Source organism: Novilysobacter viscosus, from assembly GCF_046600715.1.
GTDB classification, from domain to species: Bacteria; Pseudomonadota; Gammaproteobacteria; order Xanthomonadales; family Xanthomonadaceae; genus Lysobacter_C; species Lysobacter_C viscosus.
Map to the genome: position 1 here is coordinate 155,486 of NZ_JBJMAV010000002.1, position 14,046 is coordinate 169,531.

Consider the following 14,046-nt stretch of genomic DNA (forward strand, 5'->3'; position numbering starts at 1 on the left):
CGCGGCCCGTCAACCCGTCTTCAGCGTCGCCTTGAGGCTGATCGGCACCGCGCTCAGCGCCTTGGATACGGGGCAGTTGGTCTTGGCGTCCTCGGCGATCGACTGGAACCGGGCGTCGTCGATCCCGGGCACATCGGCATCCACTTCAAGGCGGATCTGCGACAGCGCCGGTCCATCTTCCATCGACAGGTCGACATCGGCGCGGGTGTCCAGGCGGGTGGGCGGGTGGCCCGCCTCGGCGAGCTTGGCCGACAGCGCCATGGTGAAACAGCCGGCATGGGCGGCAGCGATGAGTTCTTCGGGATTGGTGCCTTTCTCATCGCCGAAGCGACTGCTGAAGGCGTAGCGGGTGTCCTCCATCAGCCCGCTCTGCGGGGTGCTGAGGCGGCCCTTGCCGGTCTTGAGGTCGCCTTCCCAGTGGGCGGTGGCGTGGCGGGAAATACCCATGTCGTGCTCCTTCCATCGTGCGGGCCGCCAGCCTAGCTACCCGGCCGTTAGCCCCGCGTGCCGTCCTCCCGGGGCGGCGGCGCATCTTGACCCGTCCCCACCCCTGCGCGAGGCTTGCCGTTCCCGGCGGCTGCGCCGGCACCCCGCCATGACCGCCCGCCCAGCGCAATGCCGGGCGCGCCGCGCGGACAGCCATGACGGCCTTCCCACCCTCACGGGAGAAGTCCGCTCATGTCCTACGACACCCCCTCCATCCGCAACGTGGCCCTGGCAGGCCACCCCGCCGCCGGCAAGACCACGCTTTTCGAAGCCCTGCTGCAGGCCGGCGGCACGATCCAGGCGGCAGGCACCATCGAGCGCGGCAACACGGTGTCGGATTTCGATCCGATGGAGCGCGAGCGCGGCCACTCGCTTGATGCCGCCATCGCCTCGATCGACCACCAGGCCGCGTCGGGTGGGAAGGTCCACATCAACCTGATCGACACGCCCGGCTACCCGGACTTCCGTGGCCCCGCGCTGTCGGCGCTCGCCGCGGTGGAAACCGTGCTGGTCGTGATCGACGCGAGCCAGGGCGTGGAGTACGGCACGCGCCGGATGATGGAGCACGCCCAGGCGCGCCGCTTGTGCCGCGCGGTGGTGGTCAACAGGATCGACCAGCCCGGCGCCGATCCCGCACGCGCCCTGGAAGCGGTACGCCAGGCCTTTGGCGTGCAGTGCCTGCCGATCAACCTGCCCGCCGCCGGCGGCACGGGGGTCATCGACTGCTTCGGCAACGGCAGCGGTGACAGCGACCTGGGCCCGGTCGCCGACTGGCACCAGAAGATCATCGACCAGGTGGTGGAGGTCAACGAGTCGGTCATGGAGCACTACCTGGACCTGGGCGAAGACGGCCTGTCGGGGCAGGAACTGCACGACGCCTTCGAGCAGTGCCTGCGCGAGGGACACCTGGTGCCGGTGGTGTTCTGCTCGGCGCGCACCGGTACCGGCGTGCGCGAACTGCTCGACGTCGCCGAGCGGCTGTTCCCACACCCGGGGGAGGCCAACCCTCCGCCGTTCGTTAAAGGCCGCGGCGGCGACGTGCAACCGGTCACCGCCGTGCCCGATGCGGACGCGCATGTCATCGCCGACGTGTTCCGGATCGTCAACGACCCGTTCGTCGGCAAGCTCGGGGTGTTCCGGGTGTACCAGGGCACGGTCGAGCGGGACACGCAGCTGTTCGTCGACGATGGCCGCAAGCCGTTCAAGGTCGGGCACCTCTACCGGATGCACGGCAAGGACCATCTCGAAGTCGACCGGGCGATCGCCGGGGACATCGCCGCGGTCGCCAAGGTCGAGGACCTGCATTTCGACGCCGTGCTGCACGACAGCCACGACGAGGACGGGATCCACCTCGCACCGCTGGATTTTCCGCGGCCGATGTTCGGACTGGCGGTGGAGGCCGCCCGCAAGGGGCAGGAACAGAAGCTGGCGACCGCGCTGCACCGGCTGGCCGAGGAAGACCCCTGCTTTGCCGTCGAACACGAAGCGGAGACCAACGAGACCGTGGTGCGCGGCCTGTCGGACCTGCACCTGCGGGTGAACCTGGACCGGCTGAAGGCGCGCTACGGCGTGGAGGTCACCTCGCGACCGCCGCGTGTTGCCTACCGCGAGACCATCGCCGGCAAGGCCGAGGGGCACCACCGGCACAAGAAGCAGACGGGCGGTGCCGGCCAGTTCGGGGAAGTGTTCCTGCGGGTGGAGCCCCTGCCGCGCGGGACGGGGTTCGAATTCATCGACGAGGTAAAAGGCGGCACGATCCCCGGCCAGTTCCTGCCCGCGGTGGCGAAGGGCGTGCACCAGGCGATGAAGGCCGGCGCATTGGCCGGCTACCCGATGCAGGACATCCGGGTGACGGTGTACGACGGCAAGCACCACCCGGTGGACAGCAAGGAGGTCGCCTTCGTGGCCGCAGGCAGGAAGGCATTCCTGGACGCAGTGGCCAAGGCGCGGCCGCAAGTACTTGAACCCATCGTCGAGCTCGAGGTCAACGCGCCCGAGCAGCACATGGGCGACATCAGCGGTGGCCTGGCGGGCAAGCGCGCCCGCATCAACGGCACCGACGCCGACCGCGGCGGCGGGATCGTCGTCAAGGCGCAGGTGCCGCTGTCGGAGCTGGAGGGCTATGCAGCCGAACTGAAGTCGGTGACCGCGGGCCGCGGCCGGTATTCGCTCGACTTCAGCCACTACGAACCGGTGCCGCCCCAGGTGCAGCAGCGGCTGGTGGGCGAGTACCGGCCGCGGGCCGAAGAGGACTGATGCGTGCCGTACGCCATTCCCCGCAAGCGACGAGCCACCCGGGTTGCAGTCGCCCCCTTCTCCAGGGATGCGGCTCGCTGGACCCACTCCTGCCCCGGCGACCGTGCAGGCACTACGAACACGCCCCAAGGGGAACGACGCCGAACCACCCTGCGTCACTCGCCGTTGAGGCAAGCGTGATGACGCTCGCCCCTGCGCCTGCCGCGCTGCTCGCCGACGCGATCCTCGCCACCCACGTCGGCATCGTGGTCTTCGTGGTGGTGGGCGAGGCGCTGTTCCTGGCGGGCGGCGTCCGGGGCTGGCGCTGGGTGCGCCACTTCGGCCTGCGCGTTACCCACCTGGTGACGATGGCGGTCATCGCGCTGCAGGCGTGGCTGGGCGCGCTGTGCCCGCTGACCGTGTGGGAGCGGTCGCTGCGGCGTCAGGCGGGCCAGGCCGCCTACCGCGAATCCTTCATCGAACACTGGCTGTCGCGTGCGTTGTACTTCGAACTTCCGTGGTGGGTGTTCGTGGCGGCATACACGGGGTTCGCCGGGTTGGTGGTGCTGACCTGGCGCTGGGTGCCGCCACGCCGCGTCCGCGCAGGGGCGCGCCGGTGATGGCAGCGTCCATTGCCCGCCTGGAACGGCAAGCGCCGGCCGCAGAGGCGTTGGGCTGATGCGGAAGGCCCGCACGCTCGATCAGGCACGTCGCCTGGAGGACATGCCCAACGTGGGCCCGGCGATCGCCGCCGACCTTCGCGCGTTGGATGTGGAGCAGCCCTGCCAGTTGCGCGGCAGGGACCCGGTCCAGCTTTACGTGGACCTTTGCACGGCCACCGGCCGTCGCCATGACCCATGCGTCCTGGACACCTTCATGGCCGTTGTCGCCTTCGCCGAACGCGACGACGCACGACCGTGGTGGTCCTTCACCGCCGGGCGGCAGGCCGCGTGGCCTGGCGTCGAAGCGCGCCTGCCGCCCGCCCTCCGCAAGGCTTGAGCGGCGGCGGGGTAGCGCTTATCCCTCCGGCGGTGCCGGGAGGTCTTCAAGCTGGACCGGCTTGGGCATCAACTGGGCACGGATCGCGCCGTCCGGATGCCCCAGGGTGCTGACCTGGATGTAGGCCTCGCCCTCGCGCGCCCGTGCGGCATCGTCTTCGGACAGCTCGACCGTGGTGTCGATGCGACCCTCGGTGCCACCGGATGGCAAAGGGAGGTCGGCGACGCGCCGTCCGTTCTCGCTGGCGGGGCCGACGTGGAGGCTCGCGGCCGTAGCGGGCTCGCCCAGCCCCGCATAGCCCATCTGCAGCATCAGCCGGCCGTCGTCGTCCAGCCTGGCGCGCACTTCACCGGTGGCGGGTGAGTCGGTCGAGGACACCACGTTGCCCCCGGCCAGCGGTCCCTCCAGGGCCACGTCGGCGGCCAGTACCGGCAAGGCGAGGGCCAGCAGGAATGCAGCAAGGGTGGCGCGGGCGGCGCAATTGTCCGGTGTCGGCATACGGGCCATGCGGGACTCCAATCGATGCGGGGGTTGAGTACAGGCGGGCAACGCTAGCCGCGCTCCCGCCGGGGCGGCGTGAACGGCGCCACGTTGACGCGCGGATGCCGCCACGGCGCATAGGCTGCGGGCGATGTCCCCCGACCCCTCGCCCGCCCCGGTCAACCCACCCCGGCAACACGACTACGCGCCGGCCGCTCGACGCCTGGTGTCCTGGGTACTCGTGCTGGGGCTGCTGGCGACAGCCGGCTACTGGGCCTGGCACCAGTCATTCATGGTCCGGGCCCGGACGCTCTGGGAACTGGGGCGGATGCCGGCACCGACCACCCTGCCCGTGCCGGTGGAGGGCGTCGCGGCGGGCGCGGTCGCCGACACCTTCGGCGCTCCGCGCGGCGTCGATCGCGAGCACCATGGGGTGGACATCTTTGCCGATCGCGGAGTGGCCGTGACCAGTGCGACCCGCGGCGTGGTGGCGTCGGTCCGCGAGACCGGACTGGGTGGGCGCCAGGTGTGGGTGGTCGGCCCTGGCAACGAACGCCACTATTACGCGCACATGGACGACTGGACCCCGGGACTGGCCGAAGGTGATGTCGTCGGCCCCGGCGACCGCCTGGGTTCGGTGGGCGACACCGGCAACGCCCGCGGCACTCCACCGCACCTGCACTACGGCATCTACACCCGCGCAGGCCCGGTGGACCCGTTGCCGCGACTGCGCGCCCACGCCCCCGCGCCGCCGGGACCCGCCGTAGCGCCGCGCTAACCAGCCATTCACCGACCCCGGCTAAGGTGGCGTCCCGCCCCCGCAGGACCTGCCGATGCACGCGCGACCACCGCACCCCACGACCCTGTCCCGCACCGTCCTGCGCGCCGTCCTGGTGGGTCTTGCAGCCGCCCTGCTGGCCGCCTGCTCAACCCTGGGCGCCGTGGGCGCGCTGCTGGGCAACCAGGTCAACTTCACCCAGCCCCAGTTGCAGGCATCGCTGGATCGAAACTTCCCCAAGGAATACGACAAGCTCGGTGGGCTGGTGTCGATGACACTGATGAACCCGCGCCTGTCCATTCCGCAAGGCAGCAACCGGCTACGGCTGGACTTCGACGTCGGCATCGGCGCGCTGGGCCGGGAAAGCACCCGCAGCCGCGGCCGTTTCGCGCTGACCAGTGCCCTGCGCTGGGACCCGTCCACCCGTGGCCTGCATCTACAGGACCCCTCGATCGAATCGGTCGATGTGCCCGCCCTGGGCGGCGTCATGAACACGACCTCGCGCCAGCTGCTCAACAGCTGGTTGTCGGACTATGCGCGCGATGAGCCGGTGTACCGTTTCGACAACACCCTGCTGGACCGCATCGGGGCGCGCCGGATCGGCTCGACCGAGATCGCGAACGGCCAGGTCGTAGTCAATCTTGGCAACTGAACCCGGACGACCCCACGCCATGCACGCAGCCCGACGGATCCGCCTCGCCCTTGTCGCCTCCATCGCGCTGTTCGCCTCCGGTTGCGGCGACGGCAGTGACGAAGGCGACGCCCGCAGCACGCAAGGAGCCACCGCCGAAGCCCTGCCCGCGCCCGAGGGCGTGCGCGGCAGCGTGACCGGCATGCCCGATGCCCGCGAGGGCCGTGTGCTGGACGGCGCGGCGATGACCGCCGACGACGCGCTGGCCGCGTTGCCGCCCGATACCGCCATCGACAGCGACGGCAACGTGATCCTTCCCAACGGCAGCACCTTCAACGGTGAGACGTCGATGCCGGGAAGCATGGGCACCGGTCCGGCCGATGGCATGGCGGGAGACCCGGCCGGCGACGCCGAAGCGATGTCGTCGCGCACGGTCACGGCGTCCCCGGGTCCGGGTGCGCAACAGGCGGTTGCCGTAATGCGTGCCTACTTCGACGCCATCAACCGCGGCCAGCACGACGTCGCCCATGCGCTCTGGGCCGATGACGGACGGGCCAGCGGGCAGTCGCCCGCGCAGTTCGCCGGGGGGCTTGCCGGCACCTCCGCGCTGGCCGCCGACATCATGGAACCCGGCCGCATCGATCGGGCTGACGGCGCGCGCTACATCGAAGTGCCGGTGGCCTACTCCACCACCACCCGTGACGGCCGCCAACGCCGGTTCGTGGGCGCCTACACCCTTCGCCATGCTCCCGAAGGGAGCGCCGGCGGCGCGCCGGGACAATGGCGGATCGCATCGGCGGACCTGCAGGAAGTCCGACCCTGATGCATCGGCTCGTGATCGACGACCCGCGGCCGCGGGTCGTGCTGGATACGAACGCCTGGCTGGACCTGCTGCACTACCGCGACCCCCGCGCCCATGGTCTGGCCCGGGCGCTGTCCACGGGCGCGCTGGTGGCGGTCACCGATGCCCACTGCCACGGCGAATGGCGACGCGTGCTCGGCTACCGCCAGCTCAAGCTGGACGACGCCAGCAGGAACACGCTGGAAGCCGCACACGACCGGCTCGCCCACCACTGGCCCGGGACGACGCCGGCACCGGCCGGTCCGCGCCCCGCGCTGCCCTGCTGCGACGACCCGGATGACCAGAAGTTCATCGAGCTGGCCGCCACCTGCGGGGCAAAGTGGCTGGTCAGCCGCGACCTGGCAGTACTGGCGGTCGGCAAACGCACGGCGCAGGCGGGGCTGTTCTGGACCCTCACGCCGGAGCAGTGGGGCGTGGCCCACGCGGGCTGACCTCGGTGTTTTGCCGCGACCGCGGCGGCACTGGCGTCAGAGCTCGAACCGGTACGAAAGCTTCACCAGCAGCTGCTCGCTGTCGCGCAGGTCGAACGCGTCGCCCAACCGCCCGAGCGCATCGCGCCCCTCCAGCCGCTGGAACCCACCCACGCCCTCGTCGAAGAACTCTCCGCCGCGAACGTATGCGATGTACAGGTACGAGAGCGGTGCCAACTCGTAGCGGTACCTGACCTGGAAGGCGACGTTGCCGAGCGAGAAGTCGGGTATGGCTTCGTCCACTGCGACGGGCGTGCCGTCTGCCGCCACCCGGTAGGCCTGGCGCGCGTGCGCATCCAGCCCGATCGATTCAAGTCGGACGCGCAGCTGTTGCCGCGCATCGATCAACCAGGTGCTGCCCAGGGACAGGAACACCTGGTCGGAACGGTACGTGCCCACCAGGTTGCCGCCGCGCCATAGCAGCCAGTCCGGATTGTGCGAGAGCTCCAGGCCGGCGAACACGCTCATGCGGTCGTTGAACTGGTAAGCCGGCTCGGCGAACAGCTGCACGCGGCCCTCGTCGATGCCACCCAGGCCTTCGGCCGCATAGCGGGCCGATCCATACACCGACCACGGACTGTCGCCCTGCCGCGGGCGGAAGCGTTCGTAGAACAGGTAGAGCTTGGCCGGCACGTCGACCACGCCGTTGCCACGCGTCACCAGGTCGTCGTGGCCGGGGCTGAACGCGGCGATCTCGAAGAAATCGTTGCCGCCGTCGCGGCGTTCGCCCTGGCGGTTGAGGGACACGGCATCGGCAAGGTGCACGCCGTCGTCGTTGGTCCGGCGGGACACCGCGCCCCGCCAGAAGTGCGAGGCATGGACCGAGTCGTCCGGCAGGTCGGTGAACCGGCGACCCAGCTCATAGCGCAGGTAGTTGAAGTTGTTGCGCTCCAGGTAGCCGAAGTCGTTGAGTTGCAGCCCGTCACCCAGGTGCAGCGCGTAAAGCTGCTGGCGCCACTGGTTGCCCAGGTCGTGGTCGATGCGCACCTGCGCGCCGGTGTCGCTGTTCCGGATGCCGTCCTGCTCCACCTGCGAGCCCGCCACCGCGCTGCGCACCGACAGGCGCCCGTTCGGGGTCCAGCTGTGGTCGAGTTCCAACACGTTGGCCTCGCGCCCCAGGAACGGACGCACCACGCGCGTGGCCATTGCGCCCAGGCCGTGGCCGCTGAAATCCCGGGTCACGCGGGCGGCAAAGAAGTCGCGCCCGGCGTCGCCATCCTCGCTGGCGGCGAAGACGCCGTAGTTCACGCCCATCGCGCTGCCATTGAGCTTGACCGCCGCGGCCACATCGGAGGCGCCGCTGCCGTCGTCGGCGTTGGCGCCGACCCGTCGCGTGTAGAGCAGGCGGCTGTTGTTGTTGAGCGAACCGAAGGGCACGTCGAAGAAGCCCTGGTTCTCGGTGAAGAACGGCCGGCGGTCACTGAAGAACGTCTCCACCGCGCCGAAATTCACTTCCAGCTGGTCGCTCTCCACCTGGCCGAAATCCGGGTTGAGCGTTGCGCTCAACTGGAACTGCCCATTGGGCTTCCAGAACAGGTCGGCCCCGGCGTCGAACTCGCCCTTGCCGCCGACGTTGTCGTACAGACCCACCACGTACGGCGTCACCGCCAGCAGCGACTGGCTGAAGGCGGGGATCTGCACGCGCTCGAATGCGCTGAGGAAGCGCGGCTCCTGGAAGCTGATCGCCGGCCACGACGCGCGCTCGCCGGTGGAACCGATGACCCGGTCCAGCGACATGCCGATCGTGCGGGTGTCGCCGTCGGCCCGGCGCATGGTCGCGATGTGCCAGGGCAACAGGATTTCGGCCGACCAGCCCGCCTCGTCCTCGGCGACGGCGTGCCGCCAGTCGCCGTCCCAGTCGTCGTTGAACTGGTTTTCGTTGGTGACCGTGGTATCGATGATCCCGCCACCCAGGGTCACCGTGAAGTTGTAGCCGCTGCGTCCCTCGCCATCGAAGTCCACGTAGACGTTGACCCGGTCCAGCGGGCCGCCGGAGTCGCGCTGGGTCAGTTGCCGGGTGCGCGGGTACTGGGCGGCCTGCAGGTTGCGGAATGCAACCGCCAACCCCTCGGGGGTGGCGAGCACCCACGCCTCGGTCGGCTGTGGGGCGGGGCCGCGGGACAGCGGCTGGGTCAGCCGGAAGTCGGTGACGTGGCGGGCGCCGGCCCACTCGTCCGCGTCGATGACGCCGTCCACTTCGATGGCGTGGGCGGCGGGCATCGCCAGCGTGGCGAGCAGGACCGTGAACGGGGAAAGGCGCATGGAATCCTTGGGAGCGTGTCTCGCCCGCGCCGGGACGGGCGGGCGCTGCGTGGGCCGCATCAGTGGCGCGAAGCGTAGGCGTCCGTCCGGTCGGTGCCGACTGGCGGAAGTCATGGCAACCCCCGGGGGCCTGGCGGCATCGGCTTCTGGACCTGGCGCGAGACGCCGTGCCGGGTGGCTACTGCATGTGCCACCCATGGCTGACGACGATGCTCTGGCCGGTCAGCGCGGCGGTGGGGAACTCGGCCAGGAACCGGACGGTGCGGGCAACGTCATCCAGCGTGGTGAACTCCCCGTCCACCGTGTTGCCGAGCATCACCCGGCTGATGACCTCCTCTTCGCTGATACCCAGCTCGCGCGCCTGCTCGGGGATCTGGCGGTCCACCAGCGGCGTGCGCACGAAGCCCGGGCACACGACGTGGCTGCGTACCCCGCGTCGGCCGCCTTCCTTGGCCAGCGCCCGCGAGAGGCCGAGCAGGCCGTGCTTGGCGGTGACATACGCCGACTTGAGCGGCGAGGCCAGGTGCGAATGCACCGAGCCCATGTAGATCACCGTGCCCCCGCCCGCGCCGTACAGGTGCGGCAACGCCGCACGCGTGGTCAGGAACGCGCCGTCCAGGTGGATGGCCAGCATCCGCTTCCAGTCCGCGTAGCTGAACTCCTCGATCGGATTGACGATCTGGATGCCGGCGTTCGACACCAGGATGTCAAGGCGGCCGAAATGGTCGACCACGCGCGCCACGCCGGCATTGACCGCGGCCTCGTCGGTGACGTCCATCGCCAGCCCCAGCGCGCGCCCACCGGTGGATTCGATGTCGGCCGCGACCGCCTGCGCACCTTCGGCATTGAGATCGGCGATCGCGACGGCGGCGCCGCCCCGCGCCAGCTCGTACGCGATCTCGCGACCGATGCCGCTGGCCGCGCCGGTGATGATGGCGACCTTGCCCGGGAGCGGGCCGTGGGTGGGGTTCATGACGGTTTCCCGTGTTCGGACGATGCCGCCGATGGTAGCGGGCTCGGCGGCGGGTCGATGGCCTGCAGCCTCGGACGTTGGTCCCATGGCCGCACGTCCGCGCGCAGGACCTGTAGGAGCGGCTTCAGCTGCGAGCCTGTGGCCGGGCTTCTTGTGTAGGAGCGACGTGAGTCGCGACCCGCGAAGAGGCACCACCGTGCGTGGTCGCGACTCACGTCGCTCCTACAAAGGACTCCGAAGCCGCACCACGTCCGGATGCCCGGGACCCATCGCGGCTGAAGCCGCTTCTACAGGGGGCGGGCGATTCAACCCTTCGTCTTGGCCTTCGCCTTGCGCTTGGGCTGCAGCATCGTGCCGGTGCACTTCCTGGCGCCGCAGCGGCAGGCCCAGACCTTCTTCAGGCGCGCGGTGTGCGGCTCCTCCAGGGTGATGCCGTAGTTGTACGACAGCTCTTCACCCGGCTTGATCGCGCGGACGGCCTCGATGAACACGCGGTCGCGGCGGCGATCGTCGCCGTCGGCTTCCTCCAGCACCGCCTCGCAGTTGGGCGCGCAACTGTGGTTGATCCAGCGCGCGGTGCCGCCTTCGTAGTTGGCGTCGATGACGTACTCGTCGTTGAGCGTGAACAGGAAGGTGTGGCCTGAATCGGCATCGCCGGTGTCGCCGGCGTCGACCTGGGCGTGGGTGCGGCGGCGGCCCTTGTATTCGATGACGCGTTCGCCCTTGGCGATCGGCTGGAGTGCGAACACCCCGTTGCCATGGATGGCGGAGCGGCGGGCGACGATCTTGCGCGGCATGCGGTGGTCCGGTTCAGCGGGAGCGGCATTCTCGCCCGGATAGGCCACCGCCGCCACGGCTCTGGCGGGGCCGGCGCGGTCCCGGTGCGGGTCGGGGGAGTCGTCCCACCCTCCGACCCCGTCCGGCTTCTCATGCCCGCCTCGAATCCGTACAATAACGGTCCTGATTCGTCCCGTCCCTTCCGTAGCCCCCCGGACCCCGCGATGCTCCGCGTCACCAAACTCACCGACTACGCCACCGTCGTGCTGACGGTGCTGGCCTCCCACCCCGGTCGCGTGCTCAGTGCCACCGAGCTGGCCGAGCGCGCAGGCCTGGAGCCGCCCACCGTGGCCAAGGTGCTGAAACCGCTGGCCCAGGCGGGCCTCGTGGAAGGATTCCGCGGCGCCAACGGCGGCTACCGGCTCGCCCGCCAGGCCGAGGACATCGGACTGATCGAGATCGTCGAGGCCATGGAGGGACCGCTGGGCATGACCGAGTGCAGCATCCACGCCGGCCACTGCACGATCGAAGACCACTGCGGCGTGCGCGCCAACTGGCGCCGCATCAACGACGTGGTGGTGCAGGCCCTGCGCAGCGTGACCCTGGCGCAGATGCAGGCGCCACCGGCCCCGGCCGTGCCCCCATCCGACGCGAGGCGCATCGACATGCGCCTTGCCAATGCGTAGCGGCCCCGCCGCACCCTCGACACTTCACAAGTAGGCAGCCAATGGCCACCGAAACCATCGCCCCCCCGGCCCCCGACGGCGAACGAAACCCCGAGATCCACGCGCAGCTCGGCCGCAAATACGACGCCGGCTTCGTCACCGATATCGAATCCGACAGCCTGCCGGCGGGTTTGGACGAGGACACCGTACGTGCGCTCTCGGCCAAGAAGGAAGAGCCCGAGTGGATGACGCAGTGGCGGCTCGAGGCCTACCGCCACTGGCTGACCATGCCGATGCCCGAATGGGCCAAGTTGAAGATCGCACCGATCGACTTCCAGGCATTGAGCTACTACAGCGCCCCCAAGGGCCCCAAGTACGCATCGCTGGACGAAGTGCCGCAGGAGCTTATCGACACCTACGACAAGCTGGGCGTGCCCCTGCACGAGCGCGCGCGGCTGGCGGGCGTTGCAGTGGACGCGGTCTTCGACTCGGTGTCCGTCGGCACCACCTTCCGCAAGGAACTGGCCGAGAAGGGGGTGATCTTCTGCTCGATGTCGGAGGCCATCAAGGACCACCCCGATCTCGTCAAGCGATACCTGGGAAGCGTGGTGCCGGTGGGCGACAACTTCTTTGCCGCGCTCAACTCGGCGGTGTTCTCCGACGGCAGCTTCGTGTTCATCCCCAGCGGCGTGCGCTGCCCGATGGAACTGAGCACCTACTTCCGCATCAACGCCGGCCACACCGGCCAGTTCGAGCGCACGCTGATCATCTGCGAGGACAGGGCGCACGTGTCCTACCTGGAAGGCTGCACCGCGCCGATGCGCGACGAGAACCAGCTGCACGCCGCGGTGGTGGAACTGGTCGTGCTGGATGACGGCGAGATCAAGTACTCGACCGTGCAGAACTGGTACCCGGGCGACGAGGAAGGCCGCGGCGGCATCTACAACTTCGTGACCAAGCGCGCCGAGTGCCGTGGCGCGCGCAGCAAGGTGACCTGGACGCAGGTGGAGACCGGATCGGCGATCACCTGGAAATACCCGTCGTGCGTGCTGCTGGGCGATGACTCGGTGGGCGAGTTCCATTCGGTGGCGCTGACCCACCACCGCCAGCAGGCCGACACGGGCACCAAGATGATCCACCTGGGCAAGCGCACCAAGAGCAAGATCGTCAGCAAGGGCATCAGCGCCGGGCGCGGCCAGAACACCTACCGCGGGCTGGTCAAGGTCGAGCGCAGCGCCGAGGGCGCACGCAACCACACCCAGTGCGACAGCCTGCTGATCGGCAAGAAGTGCGGCGCGCACACCTTCCCCTACATCGAGGTCAAGCACCCCACCGCGACGGTCGAGCACGAAGCGACCACCTCCAAGATCAGCGACGACCAGCTGTTCTATTGCCGCAGTCGCGGCATCGGCCAGGAGGACGCGGTGTCGATGATCGTCGACGGCTTCTGCAAGAGCGTCTTCCGCGAACTGCCGATGGAATTCGCGGTGGAAGCCAAGAAGCTGCTGGACGTCAGCCTGGAAGGCAGCGTCGGCTGATCCCGAAATCCCTGCAGGAGCGACGTGAGTCGCGACCTGCGCGGCGCCCGGTACCCAGGGATCGCGACTTACGTCGCTCCTACTAACGAATGAGCCCGCCAATGCGGGAACCGAAGGCAAACGAAATGCTCAAGATCGAAAACCTCCACGCCTCCGCCGGCGGACACGAAATCCTCAAGGGGCTCAGCCTCGACCTGCAGCCGGGCCAGGTGCACGCGGTGATGGGCCCCAACGGCGCGGGAAAGTCCACGCTGGGCAACATCATCGCCGGACGCGAGGGCTACGAAATCACGCAGGGTTCGGTGCGGTTCGAGGACCGCGACCTGCTGGAACTGGAGCCGGAGGCGCGCGCCGCCGCCGGCGTGTTCCTGGCATTCCAGTACCCGGTCGAGATCCCGGGCGTGAACAACACCTACTTCCTGCGCGCCGCGCTCAACGCCCAGCGCCGGGCGCGCGGCGAAGAGGAGCTGGACTCGATGCAGTTCCTCAAGCGGGTGCGGGAGAAGCTGGCCGTCCTGCACCTGAAGGACGATCTGCTGCACCGGGGCGTCAACGAGGGCTTCTCGGGCGGCGAGAAGAAGCGCAACGAGATCTTCCAGCTGGCGCTGCTGGAGCCCAAGCTGGCGATCCTCGACGAGACCGACTCCGGACTGGACATCGATGCGCTCAAGACCGTCGCCGAAGGTGTCAACGCGCTGCGCTCCCCTGACCGTGCGTTCCTGGTGATCACCCACTACCAGCGCCTGCTGGACTACATCAAGCCCGACGTGGTGCACGTACTGTCGGATGGACGCATCGTCGAAAGCGGTGGTCCGGAGTTGGCACTCGAACTGGAAGAACACGGCTACGCCTGGCTGAAGGACCGCGTGGCACCGGAGGCCGCGGCGTGA

General features: G+C 69.4%; 15 protein-coding genes. 10 read left to right on the forward strand and 5 right to left on the reverse strand.

The window, feature by feature from the left end:
* Positions 1–9 precede the first annotated feature (9 nt).
* Positions 10–447 carry an OsmC family protein gene (locus tag ACJQWL_RS04375; RefSeq protein ID WP_330967539.1) on the reverse strand — a complete coding sequence of 146 codons (438 nt, stop codon included), beginning with the start codon at positions 445–447 and terminating at the stop codon, positions 10–12.
* 231 nt (positions 448–678) lie between these two features.
* Between ACJQWL_RS04375 and fusA the strand changes: the two genes are divergently transcribed.
* From fusA to ACJQWL_RS04390, 3 genes are all read left to right on the forward strand, one after another.
* Positions 679–2,742: an elongation factor G gene (gene fusA / locus ACJQWL_RS04380; protein WP_330967538.1), complete on the forward strand. Its 2,064-nt coding sequence runs from the start codon at positions 679–681 to the stop codon at positions 2,740–2,742.
* Positions 2,743–2,921: 179 nt separating this feature from the next.
* Positions 2,922–3,341 carry a DUF2784 domain-containing protein gene (locus tag ACJQWL_RS04385; protein ID WP_330967537.1) on the forward strand — a complete coding sequence of 140 codons (420 nt, stop codon included), beginning with the start codon at positions 2,922–2,924 and terminating at the stop codon, positions 3,339–3,341.
* Between the two features lie 58 nt (positions 3,342–3,399).
* Positions 3,400–3,720 (forward strand): helix-hairpin-helix domain-containing protein, encoded by a 321-nt coding sequence (locus ACJQWL_RS04390; RefSeq protein WP_330967536.1) that lies wholly within the window; start codon positions 3,400–3,402, stop codon positions 3,718–3,720.
* Between the two features lie 18 nt (positions 3,721–3,738).
* Here ACJQWL_RS04390 and ACJQWL_RS04395 read toward each other — a convergent pair whose 3' ends face one another.
* On the reverse strand, positions 3,739–4,227 hold the full coding sequence (locus tag ACJQWL_RS04395; RefSeq protein ID WP_330967535.1) for a CHRD domain-containing protein: 489 nt from the start codon (positions 4,225–4,227) through the stop codon (positions 3,739–3,741).
* A 124-nt stretch (positions 4,228–4,351) separates the two neighbouring features.
* Between ACJQWL_RS04395 and ACJQWL_RS04400 the strand changes: the two genes are divergently transcribed.
* Genes ACJQWL_RS04400 through ACJQWL_RS04415 form a run of 4 tightly spaced genes read left to right on the forward strand, consistent with a single transcriptional unit; the run spans position 4,352 to position 6,902 of the window.
* Complete coding sequence (locus ACJQWL_RS04400) at positions 4,352–4,978, forward strand: M23 family metallopeptidase (RefSeq protein WP_330967534.1); 627 nt, start codon at positions 4,352–4,354, stop codon at positions 4,976–4,978.
* A 55-nt stretch (positions 4,979–5,033) separates the two neighbouring features.
* Positions 5,034–5,630 carry a YceB family lipoprotein gene (locus tag ACJQWL_RS04405; protein WP_330967533.1) on the forward strand — a complete coding sequence of 199 codons (597 nt, stop codon included), beginning with the start codon at positions 5,034–5,036 and terminating at the stop codon, positions 5,628–5,630.
* A gap of 19 nt (positions 5,631–5,649) precedes the next feature.
* Complete coding sequence (locus tag ACJQWL_RS04410; protein ID WP_330967532.1) at positions 5,650–6,432, forward strand: hypothetical protein; 783 nt, start codon at positions 5,650–5,652, stop codon at positions 6,430–6,432.
* Positions 6,432–6,902, forward strand: coding sequence for a PIN domain-containing protein (locus tag ACJQWL_RS04415; RefSeq protein ID WP_330967531.1), 471 nt, complete (start codon positions 6,432–6,434; stop codon positions 6,900–6,902). The genes ACJQWL_RS04410 and ACJQWL_RS04415 overlap by 1 nt, the downstream gene beginning before the upstream one ends.
* Positions 6,903–6,938: 36 nt before the next feature.
* On the opposite strand, the gene ACJQWL_RS04420 is transcribed toward ACJQWL_RS04415, so the two are convergent.
* From ACJQWL_RS04420 to ACJQWL_RS04430, 3 genes are all read right to left on the reverse strand, one after another.
* Positions 6,939–9,203 carry a DUF5916 domain-containing protein gene (locus tag ACJQWL_RS04420; protein ID WP_330967530.1) on the reverse strand — a complete coding sequence of 755 codons (2,265 nt, stop codon included), beginning with the start codon at positions 9,201–9,203 and terminating at the stop codon, positions 6,939–6,941.
* Positions 9,204–9,381: 178 nt separating this feature from the next.
* Entirely contained in the window at positions 9,382–10,176 is a 795-nt protein-coding gene (locus ACJQWL_RS04425; RefSeq protein WP_330967529.1) for a 3-hydroxybutyrate dehydrogenase, read from the reverse strand.
* Positions 10,177–10,481: 305 nt separating this feature from the next.
* Positions 10,482–10,973: an SET domain-containing protein gene (locus ACJQWL_RS04430; protein ID WP_330967528.1), complete on the reverse strand. Its 492-nt coding sequence runs from the start codon at positions 10,971–10,973 to the stop codon at positions 10,482–10,484.
* Positions 10,974–11,177: 204 nt separating this feature from the next.
* Between ACJQWL_RS04430 and ACJQWL_RS04435 the strand changes: the two genes are divergently transcribed.
* The 3 genes from ACJQWL_RS04435 (at position 11,178) to sufC (ending at position 14,046) form a co-directional block, all read left to right on the forward strand.
* Positions 11,178–11,639 carry an SUF system Fe-S cluster assembly regulator gene (locus ACJQWL_RS04435; protein ID WP_330967527.1) on the forward strand — a complete coding sequence of 154 codons (462 nt, stop codon included), beginning with the start codon at positions 11,178–11,180 and terminating at the stop codon, positions 11,637–11,639.
* Positions 11,640–11,680: 41 nt separating this feature from the next.
* Complete coding sequence (sufB, locus tag ACJQWL_RS04440; RefSeq protein ID WP_330967526.1) at positions 11,681–13,156, forward strand: Fe-S cluster assembly protein SufB; 1,476 nt, start codon at positions 11,681–11,683, stop codon at positions 13,154–13,156.
* A gap of 125 nt (positions 13,157–13,281) precedes the next feature.
* Positions 13,282–14,046, forward strand: coding sequence for a Fe-S cluster assembly ATPase SufC (sufC, locus tag ACJQWL_RS04445; protein WP_330967525.1), 765 nt, complete (start codon positions 13,282–13,284; stop codon positions 14,044–14,046).